23 protein-coding genes and 1 tRNA gene are annotated in these 25,545 nt (G+C 70.5%); 6 read left to right on the top strand and 18 right to left on the bottom strand.

Features of this window, described 5'->3' with window-relative positions; translation table 11 throughout:
* Window positions 1-4: 4 nt before the first annotated feature.
* From ABD151_RS03135 to ABD151_RS03160, 6 genes are all read right to left on the bottom strand, one after another.
* Entirely contained in the window at window positions 5-949 is a 945-nt protein-coding gene (locus ABD151_RS03135; protein WP_343991243.1) for a glycoside hydrolase family 25 domain-containing protein, read from the bottom strand.
* Window positions 949-2,928 carry a threonine--tRNA ligase gene (gene thrS / locus ABD151_RS03140; RefSeq protein WP_343991245.1) on the bottom strand — a complete coding sequence of 660 codons (1,980 nt, stop codon included), beginning with the start codon at window positions 2,926-2,928 and terminating at the stop codon, window positions 949-951. Before thrS ends, ABD151_RS03135 begins: the two co-directional genes overlap by 1 nt.
* A gap of 66 nt (window positions 2,929-2,994) precedes the next feature.
* The gene (locus ABD151_RS03145) at window positions 2,995-4,098 is read right to left on the bottom strand and encodes a hypothetical protein (protein WP_343991247.1); all 1,104 of its coding nucleotides are present in this window, start codon (window positions 4,096-4,098) and stop codon (window positions 2,995-2,997) included.
* 136 nt (window positions 4,099-4,234) lie between these two features.
* Window positions 4,235-4,378, bottom strand: coding sequence for a GPGG-motif small membrane protein (locus ABD151_RS03150; protein WP_343991249.1), 144 nt, complete (start codon window positions 4,376-4,378; stop codon window positions 4,235-4,237).
* Window positions 4,379-4,632: 254 nt separating this feature from the next.
* Window positions 4,633-4,708 (bottom strand) — tRNA-Gly (locus ABD151_RS03155).
* A gap of 104 nt (window positions 4,709-4,812) precedes the next feature.
* Window positions 4,813-5,784, bottom strand: a complete 972-nt coding sequence (locus ABD151_RS03160) for a heme o synthase (RefSeq protein WP_415629841.1) — start codon at window positions 5,782-5,784, stop codon at window positions 4,813-4,815.
* Window positions 5,785-5,904: 120 nt separating this feature from the next.
* Between ABD151_RS03160 and tkt the strand changes: the two genes are divergently transcribed.
* The 4 genes from tkt to pgl are packed head-to-tail and all read left to right on the top strand — an operon-like array spanning window position 5,905 to window position 11,531.
* Window positions 5,905-8,004 (top strand): transketolase, encoded by a 2,100-nt coding sequence (gene tkt, locus ABD151_RS03165; protein WP_343991251.1) that lies wholly within the window; start codon window positions 5,905-5,907, stop codon window positions 8,002-8,004.
* A 46-nt stretch (window positions 8,005-8,050) separates the two neighbouring features.
* Window positions 8,051-9,151, top strand: a complete 1,101-nt coding sequence (gene tal, locus ABD151_RS03170) for a transaldolase (RefSeq protein WP_343991253.1) — start codon at window positions 8,051-8,053, stop codon at window positions 9,149-9,151.
* Window positions 9,148-10,806 carry a glucose-6-phosphate isomerase gene (locus tag ABD151_RS03175; RefSeq protein ID WP_343991255.1) on the top strand — a complete coding sequence of 553 codons (1,659 nt, stop codon included), beginning with the start codon at window positions 9,148-9,150 and terminating at the stop codon, window positions 10,804-10,806. Before tal ends, ABD151_RS03175 begins: the two co-directional genes overlap by 4 nt.
* Window positions 10,803-11,531: a 6-phosphogluconolactonase gene (gene pgl, locus ABD151_RS03180; RefSeq protein WP_343991257.1), complete on the top strand. Its 729-nt coding sequence runs from the start codon at window positions 10,803-10,805 to the stop codon at window positions 11,529-11,531. The genes ABD151_RS03175 and pgl overlap by 4 nt, the downstream gene beginning before the upstream one ends.
* Before the next feature lie 3 nt (window positions 11,532-11,534).
* On the opposite strand, the gene ABD151_RS03185 is transcribed toward pgl, so the two are convergent.
* Genes ABD151_RS03185 through uvrA form a run of 12 tightly spaced genes read right to left on the bottom strand, consistent with a single transcriptional unit; the run spans window position 11,535 to window position 24,153 of the window.
* Complete coding sequence (locus ABD151_RS03185) at window positions 11,535-11,894, bottom strand: RNA polymerase-binding protein RbpA (RefSeq protein WP_343991259.1); 360 nt, start codon at window positions 11,892-11,894, stop codon at window positions 11,535-11,537.
* 53 nt (window positions 11,895-11,947) lie between these two features.
* A complete protein-coding gene (gene secG / locus ABD151_RS03190; RefSeq protein WP_343991261.1) occupies window positions 11,948-12,181 on the bottom strand; it encodes a preprotein translocase subunit SecG in 234 nt (77 codons plus the stop codon).
* 31 nt (window positions 12,182-12,212) lie between these two features.
* Window positions 12,213-13,019 (bottom strand): triose-phosphate isomerase, encoded by an 807-nt coding sequence (gene tpiA, locus ABD151_RS03195; RefSeq protein ID WP_343991263.1) that lies wholly within the window; start codon window positions 13,017-13,019, stop codon window positions 12,213-12,215.
* Between the two features lie 3 nt (window positions 13,020-13,022).
* On the bottom strand, window positions 13,023-14,237 hold the full coding sequence (locus tag ABD151_RS03200) for a phosphoglycerate kinase (RefSeq protein WP_343991265.1): 1,215 nt from the start codon (window positions 14,235-14,237) through the stop codon (window positions 13,023-13,025).
* Window positions 14,238-14,287: 50 nt separating this feature from the next.
* Window positions 14,288-15,295, bottom strand: a complete 1,008-nt coding sequence (gap, locus tag ABD151_RS03205) for a type I glyceraldehyde-3-phosphate dehydrogenase (RefSeq protein WP_343991267.1) — start codon at window positions 15,293-15,295, stop codon at window positions 14,288-14,290.
* 40 nt (window positions 15,296-15,335) lie between these two features.
* On the bottom strand, window positions 15,336-16,322 hold the full coding sequence (whiA, locus tag ABD151_RS03210; RefSeq protein WP_343991269.1) for a DNA-binding protein WhiA: 987 nt from the start codon (window positions 16,320-16,322) through the stop codon (window positions 15,336-15,338).
* A gap of 11 nt (window positions 16,323-16,333) precedes the next feature.
* Complete coding sequence (locus ABD151_RS03215) at window positions 16,334-17,323, bottom strand: gluconeogenesis factor YvcK family protein (protein ID WP_343991271.1); 990 nt, start codon at window positions 17,321-17,323, stop codon at window positions 16,334-16,336.
* Window positions 17,320-18,198: an RNase adapter RapZ gene (rapZ, locus tag ABD151_RS03220; RefSeq protein WP_343991273.1), complete on the bottom strand. Its 879-nt coding sequence runs from the start codon at window positions 18,196-18,198 to the stop codon at window positions 17,320-17,322. Before rapZ ends, ABD151_RS03215 begins: the two co-directional genes overlap by 4 nt.
* Complete coding sequence (gene uvrC / locus ABD151_RS03225; protein ID WP_343991275.1) at window positions 18,198-20,135, bottom strand: excinuclease ABC subunit UvrC; 1,938 nt, start codon at window positions 20,133-20,135, stop codon at window positions 18,198-18,200. Before uvrC ends, rapZ begins: the two co-directional genes overlap by 1 nt.
* 37 nt (window positions 20,136-20,172) lie before the next feature.
* Window positions 20,173-20,565, bottom strand: coding sequence for a Rieske (2Fe-2S) protein (locus ABD151_RS03230; RefSeq protein ID WP_343991277.1), 393 nt, complete (start codon window positions 20,563-20,565; stop codon window positions 20,173-20,175).
* Window positions 20,566-20,573: 8 nt separating this feature from the next.
* Window positions 20,574-21,068: a Rieske (2Fe-2S) protein gene (locus tag ABD151_RS03235; RefSeq protein ID WP_343991279.1), complete on the bottom strand. Its 495-nt coding sequence runs from the start codon at window positions 21,066-21,068 to the stop codon at window positions 20,574-20,576.
* A gap of 19 nt (window positions 21,069-21,087) precedes the next feature.
* A complete protein-coding gene (gene uvrA / locus ABD151_RS03240) occupies window positions 21,088-24,153 on the bottom strand; it encodes an excinuclease ABC subunit UvrA (protein ID WP_343991281.1) in 3,066 nt (1,021 codons plus the stop codon).
* A gap of 154 nt (window positions 24,154-24,307) precedes the next feature.
* Between uvrA and ABD151_RS03245 the strand changes: the two genes are divergently transcribed.
* The gene (locus ABD151_RS03245) at window positions 24,308-25,021 is read left to right on the top strand and encodes a DinB family protein (RefSeq protein ID WP_343991283.1); all 714 of its coding nucleotides are present in this window, start codon (window positions 24,308-24,310) and stop codon (window positions 25,019-25,021) included.
* A gap of 144 nt (window positions 25,022-25,165) precedes the next feature.
* Window positions 25,166-25,545, top strand: a 380-nt coding sequence (locus ABD151_RS03250; protein WP_343991285.1) for an MBL fold metallo-hydrolase, incomplete at its 3' end; no start/stop codon positions are given.

Below are 25,545 nucleotides of genomic sequence, written 5' to 3' on the forward strand. Positions count from 1 at the left end.
TCCTTCAGTACTGGTGGAACCACGGCGTCAACGAGGTCACCGCGGGACAGGTCACATTGTGGTCGCGATCGTCGGCGACCCACTGGCCGAAGACCGCGTCGCCGCCCTGGATCTGCCAGTCGGCGCCGCACCGCGACAACGCCTCGTCGCGCGAGGTGTGGCCGGCGGCCCGCCACTCCGGGACGCCGAGGGCGAGGTCGCCGACGGTGCGCTGCCACAGGTGCGGGGTCGAGTAGACGCCGATCTTCAACCCGGCGTCGGTGTAGCCACGGGCCAGGCCCTGGACGACCGCGGCGTTCGCGACGACGTCAGCGCTCCACTCAAAGTCCGGGACCGGCTCGACGTCGATCCAGAGCATCGGCGTGCGCAGGCCGGCGGTCTGCATCGACTTCACGTTGTAGGCGGCCTGCTGGTAGCCGACGTTGCGCAGCCTCCCCAGCTTGGTGCGACTCTGGAAGGGCCCCTCCCCGCCGAGCTCGGCGAGGGTGTCGCGGTCCGGGTAGCTGGCCACCGCATAGGCGGCGGTCGGCAGCTGCTCGGTGGCGGCCCAGGTGACCTGATCGGCCAGGCACGGGTTCGGCGTGAAGCCGGGGCCGTTGGTGAGGCCGAGGATCACGTAGCGGGCCTCCGGCACCGGCATCGGCATGCCCTGGGTGGGCCGCTCCGGGATGCCCAGACCCTGGGGGCACTGCGGCCAGCTGATGTCGGCCCCCAGCACCGGCTCGGTGATCAGCTCCTCGAGCGGCTCGTCGGCCTCGCGCGCCGCAGCCTCCGCCTGCTCGGCGAGCTTGGCCAGATCCTCGGGGTCGGCCGGCTCCGGGGCCGCGCTGGTGGCCGCCGTGGTCGACGGCGCCTCGACGACGGTGTCCGTCGTCTGCTGGTCGCTGGCACACCCGATCGCCGCTGCCAGCACGGCAGCGGCGATCAGGAGGCTGCGAACCCTGCGCATCAGACCTGCGAGCGGCTCTCGACTGCCTCGGTGATCCGGGCGATCGCCTCGGCGAGCGGAACGCCGTTGTCCTGGCGGCCGTCGCGGTAGCGGAACGAGACCGCACCGGCCTCGACGTCGTCGTCGCCGGCGATCAGCATGAACGGCACCTTCTGCAGCTGCGCGTTGCGGATCTTCTTCTGCATCCGGTCGTCGGAGAGGTCGACCTCGGCCCGCAGCCCGGCCGCGGTGAGCTTGGCCATGACGTCCTTGAGGTAGCCGTCATGGCGCTCGGCGATCGGGATGCCGACCGCCTGGACCGGAGCGAGCCAGGGCGGGAACGCACCGGCGTAGTGCTCCACCAGGACGCCGATGAACCGCTCGATCGAGCCGAACTTGGCCGAGTGGATCATCACCGGCTCCTGGCGGGAGCCGTCCGCGGCCTGGTAGGCCAGCTCGAAGCGGTGCGGCTGGTTGAAGTCGTACTGCACGGTGCCCATCTGCCAGGTGCGCCCGATGGCGTCCTTGGCCTGCACCGAGATCTTCGGGCCGTAGAACGCCGCGCCGCCCGGGTCGGGGACCAGGTCGAGGCCGGTCTCGGCGGCGACGTCCTCGAGCACGTTGGTCGCCACAGCCCACTGCTCGTCGCTGCCGATGAACTTGTCGGACTCCGGGTCCCGGGTCGACAGCTCCAGGTAGAAGTCGTCGAGACCGAAGTCGCGCAGCACGCTGAGCATGAAGCTCAGCAGGTGCTTGACCTCGTCGGGTGCCTGCTCGGGGGTGCAGTACGAGTGCGAGTCGTCCTGGGCGAAGCCACGGACCCGGGTCAGGCCGTGGATCACGCCGGACTTCTCGTAGCGGTAGACCGAGCCGAACTCGAAGAGCCGCAGCGGCAGCTCACGGTAGGAGCGACCGCGCGATCGGTAGATCAGGTTGTGCATCGGGCAGTTCATCGCCTTCAGCTGGTAGTTCGACCCCTCGAACTCCATCGGCGGGAACATGGTCTCGGCGTAGTGCGGCAGGTGGCCCGAGGTGTGGAAGAGGCCGTCCTTGGAGATGTGCGGGGTGCCGACGTAGGAGAAGCCCTCCTCGATGTGGCGCTGGCGGACGTAGTCCTCCATGACCCGCTTCAGCACGCCGCCCTTGGGGTGGAAGACCGGCAGGCCGGAGCCCAGCTCGTCGGGGAAGCTGAACAGGTCGAGCTCGCGACCCAGCTTGCGGTGGTCGCGGCGCTCGGCCTCCTCCAGGCGGTGCAGGTAGGCGTCCAGCGCCTCCTTGGACTCCCAGGCGGTGCCGTAGATCCGCTGCAGCTGCTTGTTGTTCTCGTTGCCGCGCCAGTACGCCGCGGCCGAGCGCATCAGCTTGAAGGCGGGGATCCGCTTGGTGGTCGGCAGGTGCGGACCACGGCAGAGGTCCTTCCAGGCGACCTCGCCCTTGCGGTTGATGTTGTCGTAGATGGTCAGCTCGCCGGCGCCGACCTCGGCCGAGGCACCCTCGGCGGCCTCCGCCGAGTTGCCCTTGAGACCGATCAGCTCGACCTTGTACGGCTCGTCGGCGAGCTCGACCAGTGCGTCGTCGTCGTTGGTGACCCGGCGTTCGAAGCGCTGGTTCTCCTTGATGATCTTGCGCATCGCGGACTCGATCTTGACCAGGTCCTCGGGCACGAACGGGGTCTCGACGTCGAAGTCGTAGTAGAAGCCGTCGGCCACCGGCGGACCGATGCCCAGCTTCGCCGTGGGGAAGAGCTGCTGCACGGCCTGCGCCAGCACGTGCGCGGTGGAGTGCCGCAGCACGTTGTGGCCGTCGGCGCTGTCGATCAGCACACCCTCGACGACGTCGCCGTCGGCAAGCTCGTAGGAGAGGTCCTTCAGCTCCTCGCCCACCCGGGCGACGATGACGTCCTTCTCCTCGGCGAAGAGCTCCCAGGCCTTGGTGCCCGTGGTGACCGTGCGTTGCTCCTCGCCGTGGGCGGAAACGACGGTGACCTTGATTTCGGACACGGGACTACTCCTCTTTCGTGGCATTCGAGCGCCGGTCGCTCCCGGCGTGGCAAAGCCTATCCGCCATCAGGCGGTGGCCGCGCCCCGGATTCCCTCCGGAGCCTCGTGCTTGCGCACCGCGTGGACCGGGCGGTAGCGATCGTGCAGCGAGGTGATCAGGCTGATCAGGCTCAGGAAGAAGAAGGTGTCGATGAAGTCGAGGTCGCCACTGTTGCGACGCAGCAGCCAATCGGCCACCAGCACGAAGGCCACGTTGAAGGCGAGCCGGCCGGCGAAGCCGGCCAGGGCGGACTCGACCGTCCACATCCGGCGCGAGGCGACCAGGGTGAAGCCGGCGTTGATCAGGACGACGACGCCGACACCGAGGAAGAGGCTGACCGAGGAGCCCTCGTAGTCCGGCAGCACCCGGGCGTAGACCACCGCGATCAGGCCGACCAGCACCACCTTCTCCACGGTCGCCATCGAGCGCACCTTGGCGTACTTGGCGGTCCAGGCGGCCCGCTCGCTGGCCTCGTTGATCCCCTCGGGGATCGGGTCGGCGGCGATCCGCCACCCGGGCTGCGGTGCGCCGAGGTAGGTCTTCGCCAGGTAGCGGACGCCGAGGCAGGCCACCACGATCAGGCCGATCAGCACCCCGATGGTCCACGGGTGGTCGGCCAGCGTGTCGGTGACGTCCATCTGCGCGACGTGGATCCAGTACTCCTGCGGGAGCTTCACCACCACCCAGATCAGGGCCGCGAGACCGATCCAGAAGCGCAGGTCGCGCAGCGCCACCTGCCAGCGGGTGCGGATCGCCTCATAAGCGATGAAGAAGTACTCGAAGGTGTTCGGGAAGATCAGCAGCAGTGGCCGGAAGTGCGTGAACTCGAAGAGCACGACGCCGATGAGGCGGTAGAAGTAGAGGAACCAGGAGACCTGGAAGGCCCACATCGACGTCCAGTTGCGCAGCGTCGCCAGATAGGCGATCGCCAGGTAGAAGATGTCCATCGCCTTGTCGTAGCTCTGGTAGCCCGGCGGGTCGTACCCGAACCACTGGAAGATCGACTGGTCGATCCCGTCCAGGATCAGGCAGGCGATGATCGCCGGCAGCGGGTGGCGCAGGATCAGCAACGGGAGCAGGAACCGACCGGCGACGACCGCCGTGAAGACCAATGCTGTTGCAGTGCTCACAAGTCGTCCTCCATCGACCCGGCGGCGGCCACCCAGGATGGGGCGCGAAGATCCGCGTCCGCCCACCGAAGGCTAATGCACACAGAACGGGCAGGGACGACATCTCGTCCCTGCCCGTCGCGTCGGAGAGCGGTTGCTACCTGAAGATCGAGTAGCCGCCCGGGCCCACAGCCAGACCGACGATGATCAGCACGATCCCCCACAGCGTCTCGCCCCGGAAGAGGGCGAAGATGCCCGAGACCACCAAGATCACCGCGATGACCCAAAGAATGAATGCCATGGAACGACTCCTATCTTCAAACAGATCAGAAACTGCGCGCGTGGCCCGCCTCCCTGCGAGCCACCATCTGTCCGCCGCTGACCTGCTCGTCGACAACCCAAGCAATTCGGCCAGCGCGGTTCTTATCTGCCAAACCGCACCTTCGGTTCCCGTTCCTCGGATCTCCAAACGTGCACGACGAGAAGTCATCGGGAGTTGGCGGGGAAATGCCAGAAGGCCCGCGATGGGAATCCATCACGGGCCTTCTGGCTTCGTGGAGCGGACGACGAGGCTCGAACTCGCGACCTCAACCTTGGCAAGGTTGCGCTCTACCAACTGAGCTACGTCCGCAGGCCATCCGAACCGATCGAGCCGGTTGCGGCGACGTGGAAAAACTTAACCTATGGGACGGGTGGGACGCGAATCGACCCCCACCGACCGGTGCCGGCAGCCGCTCAGCGGCTGAAGAGCGGGTCCAGCGCGACCGCGACGAAGAGCAGCGTCAGGTACATGTTCGAGTGGTGGAACAGGTGCATCGGCCGGATCTCCGCCAGATCCTCCGAGCGCTTCGTGCGTCCCCAGAGCCGGTGCGCGTCGACCACGAAGACGACGCCGAGCACGGCAGCCACCACCGGGTAGAACCACCCGGTGTCCGCGACCGGCCACAGCAGCATCGCGGTGGCGGCCATGATCCAGCTGTAGATCACGATCTGACGACCGACCTCAGCAGCCGGCTTGACCACCGGCAGCATCGGCACGTCGACGTTGCGGTAGTCCTCGCGGTAGCGCAGCGCCAGCGACCAGGTGTGCGGCGGCGTCCAGAAGAAGACCACCATGAAGAGCACCACCGGCTCCCAGGCCAGCTCGCCGGTGACCGCGGTCCAGCCGATCAGTGCCGGGAAGCAGCCGGCCAGCCCACCCCAGACGATGTTCTGGGTGGTCCGGCGCTTGAGCAGCATCGTGTAGACGAAGACGTAGAAGGCGTTGGCGCCCAGGGAGAGCGCGGCCGACAGCTCGTTGACGCCGAACCACAGCACCACGGTGGAGAGCACCGCCAGCACCGTGGCGAAGACCAGCGCCGAGACCGGCGTGACGATGTGACGCGGCAGGGCACGACGCCGGGTGCGACGCATCTGCTCGTCGATGTCGCGGTCGTAGACGCAGTTGTAGGCCGAGGCCGAGCCGGCCGAGAGCATGCCGCCGATCACGGTCCACAGGACCAGGTCGAGGTCCGGGACGCCGCGGGCGGCGAAGAACATCACCGGGACGGTGGTGAGCAGCAGGAGCTCGATCACCCGGGGCTTGGTGAGGCCGACGTAGGCGGCTACGACGTCCTTCCAGGTCTTGCGTCCGGGGTCACCGGACTCCTCGATGGAGCCGGGGGTGCCGGTCGCGGATGCGGGAGCCGGTTGGCCGACGTGCGTCACATGAACCTCGGTGTCGGAAGCGGAGTGCCACGGCTCTAGACATGAGCCGGGGATGAGTCTACCGCTCACCTTGAGTAGGCTCAGAGTTGCCGTCTCCTCATTCCCCCGGAAGGAACACCCTTGACCTCCGAATTGCCGCGCCTGGAGTGGACCGAACTCGACCAGCGGGCAGTGGACACGGCCCGTGTCCTGGCCATGGACGCCGTGCAGAAGGTCGGAAACGGCCACCCGGGTACCGCGATGAGCCTCGCGCCCGCCGCCTACCTGCTGTTCCAGAAGGTGATGCGCCACGACCCCGCCGACCCCTCCTGGGTCGCGCGTGACCGGTTCGTGCTCTCCTGCGGCCACAGCAGCCTCACCCTCTACATCCAGCTCTACCTGGCCGGCTTCGGGCTGGAGCTCGACGACCTCAAGGCCTTCCGCACCTGGGGCTCCAAGACCCCGGGGCACCCCGAGTACGGCCACACCGCCGGCGTGGAGACCACCACCGGCCCGCTCGGCCAGGGCATCGCCAACGCGGTCGGCATGGCGATGGCCGCCCGCCGCGAGCGCGGCCTGCTCGACCCGGCCGCTGACGGCACCTCGCCGTTCGACCGCGACGTCTACGTGATCGCCTCGGACGGCGACCTGCAGGAGGGCGTCTCCGCCGAGGCCTCCGCGATCGCCGGCGCCCAGCAGCTGGGCAACCTGACGGTGATCTGGGACGACAACAAGATCTCCATCGAGGGCGACACCGACATCGCCTTCTCCGAGGACGTCCTGGCCCGCTACGCGGCCTACGGCTGGCACGTGCAGCGCGTGGACTGGACCGCGACCGGTGCCTACGTCGAGGACGTCCAGGCGCTCTACGACGCCATCGGCGCGGCCCGCGCGGTCAGCGACAAGCCCTCGATCATCGCGCTCAACACGATCATCGCCTGGCCCGCGCCGAACGCGCAGGGCACCGAGGCCTCACACGGCTCGGCGCTGGGCGCCGAAGAGATCGTGCTCACCAAGAAGGTGCTCGGCTTCGACCCCGAGCAGCACTTCGCGGTCGCCGACGACGTGCTCGCGCACACCCGTCAGGCCCGCACCCGGGGCGCCGAGGCCGGCGCCGCGTGGGACGCCGACTACCAGGCCTGGGCCACCGCGAACCCGGAGCAGGCCGCACTGCTGCACCGGCTGCGCAACCGCGAGCTGCCGGCCGGCTGGGACGCCGACCTCCCGGTCTTCGAGGCCGACGCCAAGGGCGTGGCGACCCGCTCCGCCTCCGGCAAGGCGATCAACGCCCTCGCCGCCCACCTGCCCGAGCTGTGGGGCGGCTCGGCCGACCTGGCCGGCTCCAACAACACCACCATCAACGGCGTGCCGTCCTTCGGCCCGGCCGACCGCACCACCGAGCAGTGGACCACCGACCCGTACCAGGGCCGGGTCCTGCACTTCGGCATCCGCGAGCACGCGATGGGGGCGATCCTCAACGGCATCACGCTCGGGGGCCTGACCCGCGCCTTCGGCGGGACCTTCCTACAGTTCGCCGACTACATGCGCCCGTCCGTGCGCCTGGCCGCGCTGATGCAGATCCCCAGCATCTTCGTCTGGACCCACGACTCGGTGGGCCTCGGCGAGGACGGCCCCACCCACCAGCCGATCGAGCACCTCGCCGCGCTTCGGGCGATCCCCGGCCTGGCCGTGGTCCGCCCCGCCGACGCCAACGAGACGGTGGCCGCCTGGCGCGCGGTGGCCCAGATCACCGACCAGCCGGTCGGCCTCTGCCTGAGCCGCCAGAACCTGCCGACCTTCCCCCGCGAGACCGAGGGCTTCGCCGGCGTCGACGGCGTCGCCAAGGGCGGCTACGTGCTGATCGACGCCGACGGCGGCGACCCGGACGTGGTCCTGGTGGCCACCGGCTCCGAGGTCCAGCTCGCGGTCGAGGCCCGCACCCTGCTCGCGGCCGACGGCGTCCAGGCCCGCGTGGTCTCGCTGCCCTGCCTCGAGTGGTTCAACGCCCAGGACCAGGCCTACCGCGACACCGTCATCCCCCCCACCGTGCGGGCCCGGGTCTCGGTCGAGGCCGGCATCGGCCAGGGGTGGCGTGAGGTCGTCGGCGACGCCGGGAACATCGTCTCCATCGAGACGTTCGGCGCTTCTGCTGACGCGGGCCGGATGTTCACCGAATATGGCATCACCGCCGAGGCCGTTGCTCGTGCCGCACACGACAGCGTGAGGGCAGCATCTGCCTGAGCCTGCCGTCGCACGCACACGCCTAGGAACCTACGGAGGTTTGCAAGTGTCCGAACGCCTGAAGTCCCTCGCCGAAGCCGGCGTGTCGATCTGGTTGGACGACCTGTCCCGCGAGCGCCTGGAGACCGGCAACCTCGCGGCGCTGGTCGCCGAGAGCTCGGTGGTCGGGGTCACCACCAACCCGACCATCTTCGCCGGGGCGCTCGCTGACGGCGAGCGCTACGCAGCGCAGCTGACGGCGCTGGCCGCCGACGGCGCGGACGCCGCTCGCGCGATCACCGAGCTGACCACCGACGACGTGCGGGCCGCGTGCGACGTGCTCCGCGAGGTCTACGACGCCGACCCGTTCGACGGCCGGGTCTCGATCGAGGTCGACCCGGGCCTGGCCCGGGACACCGAGGGCACCATCGCCCAGGCCCGCGAGCTGTGGGCCGCGGTGGATCGTCCCAACGTGATGATCAAGATCCCGGCGACCGAGGAGGGCCTGCCCGCGATCACGGCCGCGATCGGTGAGGGGATCAGCGTCAACGTGACGCTGATCTTCGGCATCGATCGCTACCGCGCGGTGATGGACGCCTACATCGCCGGGCTGGAGAAGGCCCAGCGGGCCGGGATCGACCTGTCCCGGATCCACTCGGTCGCGTCGTTCTTCGTCTCCCGGGTCGACTCGGAGATCGACAAGCGGCTCGATGCGCTGGGCACCGCCGAGGCCGTCGCGCTGCGCGGCAAGGCGGCCCTGGCCAATGCCCGGCTCGCCTACGCGGCGTTCGAGGAGACCTTCGGCGACGCCCGCTTCCGCACCCTGCCGGCAGCCAACGTGCAGCGTCCGCTGTGGGCCTCGACCGGCGTCAAGGACCCGGCCTACCCGGACACCCTCTACGTCACCCAGCTGGTCGTCGACGGTGCGGTGAACACCATGCCCGAGAAGACGATGCAGGCGTTCGCCGACCACGGCGTCGTCGAGGGAGACACCGTCTCCGGACGCGGCGAGGAGTCCGCGGCGGTGCTGGCCGCGCTGGCCGAGGTCGGCGTCGACTTCGACGACGTGCTCGCCCTGCTCGAGGACGAGGGCGTCTCGAAGTTCATCACCTCCTGGGACGAGCTCGTCGCGACCGTGACCACGCAGTTGGCGGCGGTTCGCCGGTGAGCTCGGGGCAAGCAGAGAGCCTGGGCTGGGTCCGGACCGAGGGTCCGGGCTTCACCGTGCGGCTCAACCACCCCGATCGGGCCCGGGTGCGGGAGGCACTCGACGCGCTGCTCGCTGACCGGGTCGCCTCGCGGCTCTTCGCCGGCGACGCCACGCTGTGGGGCCCCGAGGCTCAGGACGAGGCCGGCAAGCGGCTCGGCTGGGTCGACCTGCACGACACCTCCCGCGACCTGATCGGCCAGATCACCGCACTGCGCGACGAGCTGCACGCCGACGGCGTGCGCCACGTCGTGCTCTGCGGCATGGGCGGCTCGTCGCTGGCCCCCGAGGTGATCTGCCAGGGGGCAGGCGTGCCGCTGCGGGTGCTGGACTCCTCCTCCCCCGACGTCGTGCGCCGGGCGATCGAGGACGACCTCGCCGGCACCGTCGTGGTCGTCTCCAGCAAGTCCGGCGGCACCGTGGAGACCGACAGCCAGCGCCGCATCTTCGACCGCGCGTTCCGTGCCGCGGGCATCGACCCCGCCAGCCGGATCGTCGTCGTCACCGACCCGGGCTCGCCGTTGGAGACCGATGCCCGCGCCGCCGGGCACCGGGTCTTCCTCGCCGACCCCGAGGTCGGCGGGCGCTACTCGGCGCTCTCCGCGTTCGGGCTGGTGCCGTCGGGCCTGGCCGGCGTGGACGTCGCGCAGCTGCTCGACGACGCCGCGACCATCGCGCCGTCGCTCGCGGCCGACGACCAGGCCAACCCCGCACTGTGGCTCGGCGCCGTGCTCGGCCTCGCCGCCCGGGCCGGCGTGGACAAGCTGGTCCTCGCTGAGGCCGGTGCGCCGTTCGCCGAGCTCGGCATCTGGGCCGAGCAGCTGATCGCCGAGTCGACCGGCAAGGAGGGCACCGGCATCCTGCCGATCGCCGTCGGCGACACCTCAAAGCCCAACGTGGTGCCGAGCACCCCCGACAGCGTGGTCGCCACCTGGGGCCCGAACTTCGTCCTGGACCACGTCGCCCCCGCCTCCGGCATTGGTGCGGCGGTGGATGCCGGATTGGGCGCGCAGTTCCTGCTCTGGGAGGCCGCGGTCGCGGTCGCCGGGCGGATCCTCGAGATCAACCCGTTCGACCAGCCCGACGTGGAGAGCTCCAAGGCCGCGGCACGCGAGATGCTCGGCGGCACGGTGGCCAGCCCGGTCCCCCGCTGCTCCAGCGCGAGCATCGACATCTACGCAGCCGGCTGGCTCGCCGCCCCGATCACCTCGGCGGACGACGCGGTTGCGGCGCTGCTCGCCAGGATCGACCCCGAGCACGGCTACCTCGCCGTCCAGGCCTACCTGGACGCCGAGCGCGACGCCGACGTGGCCCGGCTGCGCGACCTGCTCGCCGCGCGCACCGGTCGTCCGGTGACCTTCGGCTGGGGCCCCCGGTTCCTGCACTCCACCGGGCAGTACCACAAGGGCGGGCCCGCCACCGGAGTGTTCCTGCAGCTCACCTGCGAGCCCGAGCAGGATCTGGACGTCCCCGGGCGCGAGTTCACGCTCCAGCAGTTCATCACCGCCCAGGCGATCGGCGACGGCCAGATCCTCACCCAGCGCGGGCGGCCGGTGCTCCGGCTGCATGCGCAGAAGCCCGGCGGCTTCAACGACGTGGTGCGGGCGCTGCGATGACCGGCCGCGTCCTCCCCGATCCGCCCACGCTGGCGCGGGAGGTCGCGAACGCACTCATCCAGCGTCTCGCCGAGGCGCAGGCGGCAGGTCGCGTGCCGTCGGTCGCACTGACCGGCGGCACCATCGCCACGGAGATCCACCGCGAGCTCGCCGAGCTCGGCCCCGGCTCGGCGGTGCAGTGGCACCTGGTCGACTTCTGGTGGGGCGACGAGCGGTTCGTCCCGGCCGGCTCAGCCGACCGCAACGACGCCGAGGTGCTCCGGATCCTGGCCGACCTCGGCGCCGCCAGCGAGCGACTCCATCCGATGCCGGCGGTCACCGTGGGCTGCGGGTCGGTGCACCAGGCCGCCGCGCGCTACGGCGACGAGCTGCGCCGGCACGGCAGCCAGCCGGGCACCGCCGGTGAGTTCGAGGTGGTGATGCTCGGTGTCGGCCCCGACGGCCACGTCGCCTCGCTCTTCCCGGGGCATCCCGCGCTGGACGCCGAGGCGGTCGCCGTCGGCGTCACCGACTCCCCCAAGCCTCCGCCGCAGCGGATCACCCTCACCCTGCCGGCGCTGAACCGCGCGCGGGCAGTCTGGTTCGTCGCCTCGGGAACGACGAAGGCCGAGGCGGTGGCTGCTGCGCACCGTCCCGGCCCTGTCACGGAGAACCCGGCCCGCGGCGTCAGCGGGCGTCTCGAGACCATCTGGTGGATGGACGCGGACGCCGCCTCGCTGCGGTGACGATCAGAAGATGACGTCGCCCGACTTGCGGCGCGAGCGCAGCAGCGCGATCGCCTCGTCGAGGATGTCGGCCGCCTCGGCGTCGGAGCGGCGCTCCTTCACGTAGGCGAGGTGAGTCTTGTACGGCTCGTTGCGCTGCGCCGGAGGGGGGTTGTCGGAGTCGAGGCTGGCCGGGCGACCGCACTTGGGGCAGTCCCAGGACTCCGGGACTGCCGCCTCGGTGGAGAAGGTGATCTCCGCGCGGTGGGCCTGTGAGCAGTGGTAGGTGACCGTCTGCCGCGGCGCGGCCTCGCCACGCTCGGCCTCACCCATCGGACCTGATCCGATCCGGCTGCCCCGGATCGCGTTTCCTCCACCTGCCACGACTACGACTACCTCTCAGTGAGTCAGAACGTCAGCACATCGACGTAGGGATATCAGGAGTAGGCGACCAACAGCCCCAGGGCGATCAGGCAGGCCGCCCAGATCACGCCGATGCCGACCGTCAGCCGGTCGAGGTTGCGCTCGGCGACCGAGGAACCGCCCAGACCGCTGGAGACACCGCCGCCGAACATGTCGGAGAGGCCGCCGCCGCGTCCCTTGTGCAGCAGGACAAGGAGGATCAGCAGCAGGCTGGTGATCACGAGGATGATGGTGAAGACAAGTTCCACAGTGTCGAACCCTATCTGACTGGGGTGGAGATCACAGCACCGGCATGTCGTAGAAGCGGCAGATCCCGCTGAACTCCTCGACCTCCAGGCTGGCGCCGCCGACGAGCGCTCCGTCGATGTCGGACTGCTGCATGATGGCGGCCACGTTGGCCGCCTTGACCGAGCCGCCGTAGAGGATCCGGACGGCGGCCGCCGCCTCCTCGCCGTGCAGCTCCTGGACCCGGGCCCGCAGTGCGGCGCAGACCTCCTGCGCGTCGGCCGGGGTCGCGACCTCGCCGGTGCCGATCGCCCAGACCGGCTCGTAGGCGATGACCAGCCCGGCGACCGCCTCGGCGTCGATGCCGGCCAGCGCACCGTCGAGCTGGGCGACGGTGTGCGCGACGTGGCCGCCGGCCTGGCGTACCTCGAGGCCCTCGCCCACGCAGACGATCGGCGTGATCTCGGCAGCCAGGGCCTTGCGGGTCTTGGCATTGACCAGGGCGTCGTCCTCGGCGTGGAACTGGCGCCGCTCCGAGTGGCCCACCACGACGTAGGCGCAGCCGAGCTTGGCGAGCATGCCCGCCGAGATCTCGCCGGTGAAGGCGCCGGAGTCGTGGGCGGAGAGGTCCTGGGCGCCGTAGCGGATCGAGAGCCGGTCGCCATCGACGAGGGTCTGCACCGAGCGCAGGTCGGTGAACGGCGGGATCACCGCGACCTCGACCGCGGCGTAGTCGTGTCGCTTGTCCGACAGGGTCCAGGCCAGCTTCTGGACGAAGACCACCGCTTCCTGGTGGTTCTTGTTCATCTTCCAGTTGCCGGCCATCAGCGGCACCCGGCCCTGGGGCTTCTTCGCTGCCATCGCTCAGCCCTCCAGGATCGAGATGCCGGGCAGTTCCTTGCCCTCGAGGTACTCCAGGCTGGCACCGCCACCGGTGGAGATGTGGCCGAAGGCCGACTCGGCGAAGCCGAGCTGGCGCACCGCGGCGGCCGAGTCACCGCCGCCAACCACCGAGAGCCCGGGCACCGCGGTCAGCGCCTGGGCGACGGCACGGGTGCCACCGGCGAAGGCGTCGACCTCGAAGACGCCCATCGGGCCGTTCCAGAAGACCGTCTTCGCGTCGGCCAGCGCCGCGGCGAACGCCGCGCCCGACTCGGGGCCGATGTCGAGGCCGAGCGCGTCGGCGGGAATCGCGTCGGCGGCCACCACCTGAGGCTGCGGCGCGCGCTCACCCGAGGGGAACGCGGTGTCCACGACGATGTCGGTCGGCAGCAGGATCTCCACGCCGCTCTCCGCGGCACGCGCCAGGTAGCTGCGGCACACCTCGAGCTGGTCGCTCTCCAGCAGGCTCTTGCCGACCTCGTGGCCCTGGGCGGCGAGGAAGGTGAAGACCATGCCGCCGCCGATCAGCAGCTTGTCGGCCTTGCCGAGCAGGTTGTCGATCACGCCGAGCTTGTCGGAGACCTTCGAGCCGCCGAGCACCACCACATAGGGGCGCTCGGGGTCGACGGTGAGCCGGCGCAGCACGGTGATCTCCGCGGCGACCAGCTGGCCCATCGCGTGCGGCAGCCGGGCCGCGACGTCGTAGACCGAGGCCTGCTTGCGGTGCACCACGCCGAAGCCGTCGCTGACGAAGCCGTCGGCGAGTGCGGCGAGCTGGTCGGCGAAGGCGCCGCGCTCGGCGTCGTCCTTGCTGGTCTCCCCGGCGTTGAACCGGACGTTCTCCAGGACCGCGACGTCACCGTCGCCCAGTCCGGCGACGACCTGCTGGGCGCTCTCGCCCACGGTGTCGGTGGCGAAGGCGACCGGCCGGCCGAGCACCTCGCCCAGCCGGGCCGCGACCGGCGCCAGCGAGTAGGCCGGGTCGACGGCACCCTTGGGCCGGCCGAGGTGGGCGGTGACGACCACCCGGGCACCGGCCTCGGCGAGGGCGGCGATGGTGGGCGCGCTCGCCCGGATCCGGCCGTCGTCGGTGATCGTGGTGCCGTCCAGCGGCACGTTGAGGTCGGAGCGGACCAGAATGCGCTTGCCGCGCAGGGAGCCCCCGAGGGCAGCGGTCAGGGCGTCGATGCCGGACATGTCTTCCTGTTCTGCAGTCGTACGTGAGGTGGTGCGGTGGGGAAAGGGTCTCAGAGGGTCGAGCCGAGGTGCACGATCAGGTCCACCAACCGGTTGGAGTAGCCCCACTCGTTGTCGTACCAGCCGGCCACCTTCACCTGGTCGCCGATCACCTTTGTGAGCGGCGCGTCGAAGATGCAGGAGGCCGGGTTGGTGACGATATCGGAGGAGACGATCGGGTCGGTGGAGTACTGGAGATATCCCGCCAACGCCCCCGACGCCGCCACGGCGAAGAGCTCGTTGACCTCCTCGACGCTGGTCGCGCGCGAGGTGGTGACGGTGAGGTCGGTGATCGAGCCGGTCGGCACCGGCACCCGCAGCGCGTAGCCGTCGAGGCGTCCGTCGAGCTCGGGCAGCACCAGGCCGATCGCCTTGGCGGCACCGGTCGAGGTGGGCACTACGTTGATCGCTGCGGCACGGGCGCGACGCAGGTCGCGGTGGATGTTGTCCTGCAGGTTCTGGTCGGCGGTGTAGGCGTGCACCGTGGTCATCAGGCCACGCTCGATGCCCAGCCCGTCGTGCAGCACCTTGGCCAGCGGTGCCAGGCAGTTGGTGGTGCACGAGGCATTGGAGATGACGGCGTGCGCGGCGGGATCGTAGGCGGCGTGGTTGACGCCCATCACCACAGTGAAGTCGGCACCGGTGGCCGGCGCCGAGATGATCACCTTGCGGGCGCCACCGCTGTCGATGTGCGCGCGGGCCTTGGCAGCGTCGGTGAAGAAGCCGGTGGACTCCACCACCACGTCGACGCCCGCATCCGCCCACGGGATCTGGGCCGGGTCGCGCTGGGCGTGGGCCACGAAGCTGCTGCCGTCGACGGTGATCGTCTCGTCGTCACCGCGCACCTCGGCGTCCAGCACGCCGAGCACCGAGTCGTACTTGAGCAGATGCGCCAAGGAGGCATGGTCGGTGAGGTCGTTGACCGCCACCACCTCGACGTCGGCGCCCGATGCGCGCACCGCCCGGTAGAAGTTGCGGCCGATCCGGCCGAACCCGTTGATCCCGACTCGTACAGTCATCCGTCTGTCCTCCTCGTGGCGGTGTCTCGTGGCGTCGTGCTCAGGCGTCCTCGGCAAGCATCTCGGGGGTCAGCGAGGACTCCGTGTCCGGGATGCCGAGGTCCTCGGCCTTCTTGTCGGCCATCGCCAGCAGGCGGCGGATCCGGCCCGCGATCGCGTCCTTGGTGAGCACGGGGTCGTGCAGCTGCCCGAGCTCCTCCAGGCTGGCCTGCTTGTGCTGGAGCCGGAGCTGGCCCGCGAGCGCCAGGTGGTCGGGAACCTCGTCGGCGAGGATCTCCAGGGCACGCTCCACCCGGGCACCGGCGGCGACGGCGGCCCGAGCCGAGCGACGCAGGTTGGCGTCGTCGAAGTTGGCCAGGCGGTTCGCGGTGGCCCGGACCTCGCGGCGCATCCGACGCTCCTCCCAGGCCATCAGCGCCTCGTGGGCACCGAGCCGGGTGAGCAGCGCGCCGATCGCGTCGCCGTCGCGGATCACCACGCGGTCCACGCCGCGCACCTCACGGGCCTTGGCCTGGATCCCGAGCCGACGGGCCACGCCGACCAGGGCCAACGCGGCCTCGGGGCCGGGACAGGTCACCTCGAGGGCCGAGGAGCGGCCGGGCTCGGTCAGCGATCCGTGGGCCAGGAAGGCACCACGCCACGCGGCGACGGCGTCGCAGCCACCGCCGGAGACGACCTGCGGCGGAAGCCCGCGCACGGGGCGCCCGCGCTGGTCCAGCAGACCGGTCTGACGTGCCAGCGACTCACCGTCGCGGACCACCCGCAGCACGTACCGGCTGCCCTTGCGCAGGCCGCTGGGCTGGACCACCGCGACCTCGGCCTGGTGGCCGAAGATCTCCGCGATGTCGGTGCGCAGTCGTCGGGCCGCAGCACCGGTGTCGAGCTCCGCCTCGACCACGATCCTGCCGTTGACGATGTGCAGTCCGCCCGCGAAGCGCAGAGTCGTCGAGACCTCAGCCTTGCGGCAGCACGTTTTGGTTGTCTGGGTGCTCGCCAGCTCTGACTTCACCTGAGCCGTCATAGCCATAGCGATGATCCTTACACATCGCCGATGATCTGCGCACAGGCGTCGGCAAGCTTGACCGGGTCATGGCGTGCGGTGCCATCCGCATGCGCGATGTCGGCGAGCACCAACGAGCCGCCGGCACTCGCGACGGCACGGGTCAGCTCGTCGGCGTCGTCACCTCGGCGGTGCACCGCCGAGCGGTCCGCGAGCACCGCATGCAGGCCGAGATCGGGGGCCCTCTCGAAGAGCGCGGCGAGCAGGTCCACGTTGGTGTAGCCGGTGGTCTCGCCGTCCTCGCCGAGCAGGTTGAGCACGACCACCTTGCGGGCCGGGGCGGTGACCAGGGCACGCCGCAGGTCCGGCAGCAGCAGGTGCGGGATCACCGAGGTGTACCAGCTGCCCGGGCCGAGGAAGACCCAGTCGGCGGCCTCGATCGCAGCCAGCGCCTCCGCGCTGGCGCACGCGTCCGGCGGGGTCAGCCGGATCGAGGTCACCGAGCCCGGAGAGAGGGCGATCTGCTTCTGTCCGCGGACCGTGCTCAACGCCTGCGGGTCGGCGGGATCGGCGCCCCGGACCTCGGCCTCGATGTCCAGCGGCTGGTCCGACATCGGCAGCACGCGGCCCTCGGCGTCCAGCAGCCGGCCGACCCAGTCGAGGCCCGCCGCATGCTCGCCGAGGAGCTCCCACAGGGCGGTGATCAGCACGTTGCCGACCACGTGGCCGCCGAGCTCGCCGGTGCCGCTGAACCGGTGCTGCAACACCTTGGCCCAGGTCTGTCCCCACTCGTCGTCGCCGCAGAGCGCGGCCAGCGCCATCCGCAGATCGCCGGGCGGGAGGACGCCGAACTCGTCGCGGAGCCGGCCCGAGGAGCCGCCGTTGTCGGCGACCGTGACGATCGCCGTGAGATCGGCCACCACCCGGCGCAGGGCCGAGAGGGTGACGTGCAGCCCGTGTCCGCCACCCAGGGCGACGACGGCCTCCGGACGCAGGGTGCGGGTATCGGGGGTGCGCTGGCCGATCATTCGCGACCGAGGTCGCGGTGCGCCGCGGTCGCCTCGAAGCCGAGCGCCACCAGCCGCCGGGTGACCTCCTCGGTCATCGCCACGCTGCGGTGCTTGCCACCGGTGCAGCCGATGCCGACGGTCATGAACCGCTTGCCCTCGCGCAGGTAGCCGGCCGAGACGATCTGCAGCACCGGCAGCCAAGCGTCGAGGAACCGCTCGGCGTCGGGCTGCGAGGTCACGTAGTCGGCGACCGGCTCCTCCTTGCCGGTGTGCTCCTTGAGCTCGGGGATCCAGTACGGGTTGGGCAGGAAGCGCATGTCGGCGACGAAGTCGGCATCCACCGGGATGCCGTACTTGAAGCCGAAGCTGACCACCGTGATCGCCAGGCGCAGCACCTGCGGGGTGCCGAACTTGTCGGCCACCTGCGCGGTGAGCTGGTGCACGTTGAGGTTGGAGGTGTCGATCACCACGTCGGCCATCCCGCGCAACGGCGACAGCGCCTCGCGCTCGCGCTGGAGGCCCTCCAGCAGCCGGCCGGATCCCTGCAACGGGTGCGGACGGCGAGCGGCGTCCTGGCGCCGTACCAGCACGTTGTCGTCGGCCTCCAGGAAGAGCAGCGTGGTGTGCCGGCCGGTGGAGTTGTCGGCGATCGTGGCGCGCAGCTCCTCGAAGAACGAGCCCGAGCGGACGTCGACGACCACGGCGACCGGTTGGCCCGTGCCACGGGTGTCGTCGATCAGCCGCACCACCTCGCCGAGCAGCGAGGGAGGCAGGTTGTCGATCACGAAGTAGCCGAGGTCCTCCAGCTCCTTCGCGGCGGTGCTGCGGCCGGCGCCGGACATGCCGGTGACCACGACCAGCTCGCCCGGGGTGGCGGTACGCGTCTGAGCCATCACTGCTCCTGAGGGGCTTGGGTTGCGGGCGATTGTGACACGGCCTGATGGATCGCCGCGGCGATGGCCGGGCCGATGCCCGGCGCCTGGGCGATCTCCTCGACGCTGGCCGCGCGCAGCTTGCGCAACGAGCCGAAGTGCTTGAGCAGCGTCTTGCGCCGTACCTCGCCGAGGCCGGGGACGTCGTCGAGCACGCTCTCGACCATCGTCTTGGAGCGGCGCCCCCGGTGATGGGTGATCGCGAAGCGGTGCGCCTCGTCTCGGACCCGCTGCAACAGGTAGAGGCCCTCACTGGTGCGCGGCATGATCACCGGGTCCTCCTCCCCCGGCACCCAGACCTCCTCCAGGCGCTTGGCGAGACCACAGACCGGGATGTCGCCGAGACCGAGCTCGGCCAGCGCCTGCACCGCCGCCGCCACCTGGGGCGGGCCGCCGTCCACCACGACCAGGCCCGGCACGTAGGCGAACTTGCGGGGCTTGCCGGTCTCCGGGTCGACCAGCATCGGGCCGGAGTCGCTGGTCGGGCCGGCCTCGGGGCTGCGCTCGTCGAGGAGCCGGCGGAAGCGACGGGTGATCACCTCGTGCATCGAGGCGACGTCGTTCTGGCCGTCGACGCCGCGGATCACGAACCGGCGGTACTCGCTCTTGCGGGGCAGGCCGTCCTCGAAGACCACCATGCTGGCCACCACCTCGGTGCCCTGCAGGTTGGAGATGTCGTAGCACTCGATCCGCAGCGGGACCTCGCCGAGCTCCAGGGCCTCCTGGATCTCCTCCAGCGCACGGTTGCGGGTGGTGAGATCACTGGCACGCTTGGTCTTGTGCAGCGCGAGCGCCTGCACGGCGTTGCGCGCGACCGTCTCCTGCAAGGTCTTCTTGTCGCCGCGCTGCGGCACCCGGATGGCGACCTTCGCGCCACGGATCTCGCCGAGCAGCTGCTCCAACGTGGCGGCGTCGGCGGGCAGCGCCGGGACCAGGATCTCGCGCGGGATGGAGTCGCCGCTCTCGCCGCCGTAGAGCTGCAGCAGGAAGTGCTCGACCAGATCGCCGGTGTCGCCCTCCTCGACCCGGTCGGCCACCCAGCCGCGCTGGCCGCGGATCCGGCCGCCGCGGACGTAGAAGATCTGCACCGCGACCTCGAGCGGGTCCTCCGCGACGGCGATCACGTCGGCGTCGGTGCCGTCGCCGAGCACCACCGCCTGCTTCTCCAACGCCTTGTTCAGGGCGCCCAGGTCGTCGCGCAGCCGGGCCGCCTTCTCGAACTCCATCGCGTCGGAGGCGGCGTACATCTCCTTCTCCAGGCGCTTCACGAAGGCGCCGGTGCGCCCGCCCATGAACTCGCAGAAGTCCTCGACGATGGCGCGGTGCTCGTCGGCGTCCACCTTGCCCACGCAGGGCGCAGCACACTTGTCGATGTAGCCGAGCAGGCAGGGCCGGCCGATCTGCTGGGAGCGCTTGAAGACGCCGTTGGAGCAGGAGCGCATCGGGAAGACCCGGAGCAGCAGGTCGACCGTCTCGCGGATCGCCCAGGCGTGCCCGTAGGGACCGAAGTAGCGGGTGCCCTTCTTCTTCGCGCCGCGGCCGACCATCACCCGCGGGAACTCCTCGCCGACGGTCACCGCCAGCCACGGGTAGGACTTGTCGTCGCGGTACTTGACGTTGAAGCGCGGGTCGAACTCCTTGATCCAGGAGTACTCCAGCTGCAGCGCCTCGACCTCGGTGTTGACCACCGTCCACTCGACGCTCGCCGCCGTGGTGACCATGGTCTGGGTGCGGGGGTGCAGGTTCGCCAGATCCTGGAAGTACGACGACAGCCGCGGGCGCAGGCTCTTGGCCTTGCCCACGTAGATCACCCGCTTGTGGGCGTCCCGGAACCGGTAGACCCCGGGTTGGGTCGGGATGGTGCCCGGCTTGGGGCGGTAGGTCGAGGGATCAGCCACGCGACAACCCTACGAGCAGCACCCGACAGAGCCGGGGTCAGGCAGCAAGGATCTGGTCACCCTCGACGGTGATCGCCACGGTGGGCAGCGGATCGGTCGCCGGAGCGCGCACCACGGAGCCGTCGTCGATCGAGAAGACCGAGCCGTGCAGCGAGCAGTGCAGGCCCTCGTCGGTGACCGACAGCTCACCGCTCTGGTGCGTGCAGATCGCCGAGAAGGCGAGGAACTCGCCCGCGGTGGGCCGGGTCAGCACGATCTTCTTGTCGGCCAGCACCAGGCCTCCGCCGACCGGCACCTCGGAGGTCGTCGCCAGCACCTCGCCGGCCTCGGCGCTCGGGCCGCCGCGGTCGTCGTCGCTGCCGCAACCGGCCAGCACCAGGGCGACGCCGAGCGCGCCCAGCCCCTTGAACGTCGTGCGACGTCCGATCATGGGACCACTCATCCGCGCACCACCTGGCCACCCTTCACTGAGACCTGCTCCCCCGGCAACGCCGCGGTCGCCGGACCTGAGACCACCGAGCCGTCCTCGATGGCGAACCTGCTGCCGTGACAGGCGCAGTTGATCGTGTCGGTCACCTCGCTGACCTGACACCCACGATGGGTGCAGGTCGAGGAGAACCCGTGGAACTCACCGGCGATGGGCTGGGTGACCACCAGCCGCTCGTCGCCGAGGATCACGCCACCACCGACAGGCACGTCGGCGGTCGCCACCAGGCCGGATGGCGCCGCGCTGCTCGGGCTCTCGGACGGCGTTTGGGAGGTGGGCGCCTCGGACGTGGAGGCCTCCGACGACGGCGTCGTGCTCGGCGAGCCCGAGCCGTTGCCGTCGTCACTGCCGCAGGCCGCCAGCAGACCGGCGGAGATGCCTACTCCGCCGACCGTCACCACCGTGCGTCGCGGCAACCCGGCCGCGAGCCGATTCCGTTCGGTCATAGCCCCGAGCGTAGCCAACTCACGAAGCGCTGCTCTTCTTCGCCGCACTCTTCTTGGTCGTGCTCTTCTTGGCCGCGGCCTTCTTCGCGGTGGTCTTCTTGGTGCTGGCAGTGGCGATGCCCTCGCGTGCCGCGGCGACCTTGGCGGCGGCCTTCTTCGCCGCCGTCTTGCGGGCCGCGAGCTCGGGAACCGTGGCCGGCTCCGCATAGGGACGCGCCTCGACGCCGACCAGCGGTGCGAGGTAGCGGCCGGTGTGGCTGGCTGCGGTGGCGGCGACCTCCTCGGGAGTGCCGGTGACCACCACCGTGCCACCACCGGAGCCACCCTCGGGGCCCATGTCGATCAGGTAGTCGGCGGTCTTGATGACATCGAGGTTGTGCTCGATCACCAGGACGGTGTTGCCCTGGTCGACCAGGCGGCCCAGCACCAGCAGGAGCTTGCGGATGTCCTCGAAGTGCAGACCGGTGGTCGGCTCGTCGAGCACGTAGACCGTGCGTCCGGTGGAGCGCTTCTGCAGCTCGCTGGCGAGCTTGACGCGCTGCGCCTCACCGCCTGAGAGCGTGGTCGCGGGCTGGCCGAGCCGGACGTAGCCCAGGCCCACCTCGCAGAGCGTCTTCATGTGCCGCGAGATCGCCGGAACCGCCGCGAAGAACTCGGCGGCCTCCTCGATCGGCATGTCCAGCACCTCGGCGATGCTCTTGCCCTTGTAGTGCACCTCGAGCGTCTCGCGGTTGTAGCGCGCGCCGTGGCAGACCTCGCACGGGACGTAGACGTCCGGCAGGAAGTTCATCTCGATCTTGATCGTGCCGTCGCCGGCGCACGCCTCGCAGCGTCCGCCCTTGACGTTGAAGGAGAACCGGCCCTGCAGGTAGCCGCGCATCTTGGCCTCCGGCGTGGAGGCGAAGAGCTTGCGCACGTGGTCGAAGACGCCGGTGTAGGTGGCCGGGTTGGAGCGCGGGGTGCGCCCGATCGGCGACTGGTCGACGTGGATCACCTTGTCGATGTGCTCCAGCCCGGTGATCTTGCGGTGCCGACCGGCGACGGTGCGGGCGTTGTAGAGCTCCTTGGCCAACGACGTGTAGAGGATGTCGTTGACCAGGGTCGACTTGCCGGAGCCGGAGACGCCGGTGACGGCCACGAAGAGGCCCAGCGGGAAGTCGACCGTGACGTCCTTGAGGTTGTTCTCGCGGGCACCGTGGACGGTGAGGTCCCGGCCCTTGGTGCGCGGACGACGCACCGCCGGCACCTCGATCTCGCGACGCTTCGACAGGTAGGCACCGGTCGAGGAGTCGGGGTGGTCGAGCAGGTCGTCGACCGTGCCCGAGACCACGACCTGGCCACCGTGCTCGCCGGCGCCGGGGCCGATGTCGACCACCCAGTCGGCGGTGCGGATGGTGTCCTCGTCGTGCTCGACGACGATCAGGGTGTTGCCGAGGTCCTTGAGCCGGACCAGCGTCTCGATCAGGCGCTGGTTGTCGCGCTGGTGCAGGCCGATGGAGGGCTCGTCGAGGACGTAGAGGACGCCGACCAGGCCGGCGCCGATCTGGGTGGCGAGCCTGATCCGCTGGGCCTCGCCACCCGAGAGCGAGCCGGAGGGGCGGTCCAGCGAGAGGTAGTCGAGACCGACGTCGAGCAGGAAGTTGAGCCGCTCCTCGATCTCCTTGAGCACCCGCTCGCCGATCTGGCGCTCCTTGGCGGAGAGGTCCAGCTCGCGCAGGTGCGCGGCGGTCTCCCGGATCGGCAGGGCGCAGAGCTCGGCGATGTTCATCCCGCCCCGCTCACGCGAGCCGAGGGTGACCGCCATCGAAACCGGCTTGAGCCGGCTGCCGGCACAGGCCGGACACGGCACCTCGCGCATGAAGCCCTCGAAGCGGTCGCGGCTGGTGTCGCTCTCCGCCTCGCGGTGCCGGCGCTCGATGTAGGGGCGCACGCCCTCGTAGGCGGCGTAGTAGGAGCGCTCGCGGCCGTAGCGGTTGCGGGTCCGCACGTGCACCTTGGTCGGGTGGCCGTCGAGGATGATCCGCTGCAGCTTGGTGGGCAGCTGCTCCCAGGGGGTGTTCAGGTCGAAGCCGAGCTCGTCGCCCAGGGCGCCGAGCAGGCGCAGGAAGTAGTCGGCCACGTGGGCGCCGCTCCACGGCTGGATCGCGCCCTCGCCGAGGGTGGCCCCCGGGTCGGCGATCACCAGCTCCGGGTCGACCTCCATCCGGGTGCCGAGGCCGGTGCACTCCGGACAGGCGCCGAACGGCGAGTTGAACGAGAACGAGCGGGGCTCGAGGTCGTCGGTGTCGAGCGGGTGCTCGTTGGGGCAGGCCATCCGCTCGGAGAACTTCTTCTCACGGTCGGGGGCCTTCGCGTCACGGTCGACGAAGTCGAAGACGACCAGGCCGCCGGCCAGGTTGAGCGCCGTCTCCACGGAGTCGGTGAGCCGGCGCTTGGCGCTCTGCTTCACCGCGAGCCGGTCGACGACGACCTCGATCGTGTGCTTCTGCTGCTTGTTGAGCACCGGGCCGTCGAGGACGGCGTCCAGGGTGGAGGTCTCGCCGTCCACCCGGACCCGGGAGAAGCCCTGGCTCTGCAGCGAGCGGAACAGCTCGAGGTGCTCGCCCTTGCGGCCACGGACCACCGGGGCCAGCACCTGGAACCGGACGCCCTCCTCGTAGGTCAGCACCTGGTCGACGATCTGCTGCGGCGTCTGCCGCTCGATCGGCGAGCCACAGACGGGGCAGTGCGGACGACCCGCGCGGGCGTAGAGCAGGCGCAGGTAGTCGTAGACCTCGGTGATGGTGCCGACCGTGGAGCGCGGGTTCTTCGAGGTCGACTTCTGGTCGATGCTCACCGCCGGCGAGAGGCCCTCGATGAAGTCGACGTCCGGCTTGTCCATCTGACCGAGGAACTGCCGGGCGTATGCCGAGAGGGACTCGACGTAGCGGCGCTGGCCCTCGGCGAAGATCGTGTCGAACGCCAGGCTGGACTTGCCCGAGCCGGAGAGTCCGGTGAAGACGATGAGGGCGTCGCGCGGAAGGTCGAGGGAGACGTCCTTCAGGTTGTGCTCACGCGCACCGCGGATGGTGATCTGGTCGGCCATGCTTCCCCGGAGATTGAGGTCGGCGCCCGTCGGCTGCAACGGGCCGGTTCGAACAAGTGTTCGCGAAGCGCGCCGACGATGCAAGTCGCCACGCGCCCTCGCCAGAATCTCACGCCTGCCCAAGGCACGACGTCCGCGGGTGTTGAATGGCGCCATGCCCCCGACCTATCCGCTTCGTGCTGCGCTGGCCGATGCCGCCCAGCGTTGGCAGCAGACGATCACCGCTCTGCCGGACGACGACTTCGCGCTGCCCTCCGGCCTGCCCGGCTGGACCCGGGGCCACGTCATCGCGCACGTGGCGTTGAACGGCGAGGCGTTCCTGCGGGTGCTGCGTCTCAGCGCTGCCGAGCAGCCCGCGTCGATGTACGACAGTGCCGAGGGCCGCGATGCCGACATCGACGCGCTGGCGCTCGCCGCTCCGGCCGAGATCCGGGCCCGGGCGATCGCCGTCGACGGCGACATCGCGGACGCCCTCTGCGCCCTGCCGGAGACCGGATTGGACGCCGTCGCCCATCGGCTGCCGGAGGGTGGCGGCTTCGCCTTCGCCGTCCGCGAGGTGCCCCGACGCCGGTTGGGCGAGGTGGAGATCCACCACGCCGACCTGGGGCTGCCCGATCGGGGCCGCGACGCGTGGCCGCTGGCGTTCAGCGAGCTGCTGCTGGAGAGCCGGTCCCCGGCCCACCGCGACCTGCGGTTCGCGGCCACCGACACCGGCCGCACCTGGGGCGCTGAGGCCGTCGCCGGCGACGCCGAGCCGGTCACCCTCACCGGGACCTCCGCCGACCTCGCGTGGTGGCTGATCGGCCGCGGCACCGGCGACGGCCTCACCTCGTCCTCCGGCGAGGTCCCTCCCCCGCCCACCTACTAGCCGAGGGCGCACAAATATCCCCCGAGCTTGCGCTTGTAGCGCCCCAACCTGCGCTTGATAACGCCCGAGCTTGCGCTTGATAACGCCCGAACCTGCGCTTGATAACGCCCCAACTTGCGCCGGGCCGCCTCCTAGACTGGTGGCATGACCTACACCGGAGACGTGACGCCGGGCGGCCCCGCCGACGTCCGCGAGCTTTCCCAGCTGACCATCGCCAAGCTCGCCGTCGACGAGAAGATGTCGAACAACTGCTACCTGCTCACCTGCCGCGCCACCGGCGCCCAGGCGCTGATCGACGCAGCGGACGACGCCCCGGCCCTCCTGGAGCTGGCCGACGGCGCGCTGGACGCGGTGATCACCACCCACCAGCACTGGGACCACCACCGGGCGCTGGCAGAGGTGGTCGAGGCGACGGGTGCGCCGGTCTACGCGGGGGTCCCGGACGTCGAGGCGATCACCGAGCAGACCGGCGTGACGGTCACCAATCCGGTGAGCCACGGCGACCGGATCGCCGTCGGCGACGT

Origin of the sequence: Nocardioides dubius (assembly GCF_039528155.1) — a bacterium.
GTDB classification, from domain to species: domain Bacteria; phylum Actinomycetota; class Actinomycetes; order Propionibacteriales; family Nocardioidaceae; genus Nocardioides; species Nocardioides dubius.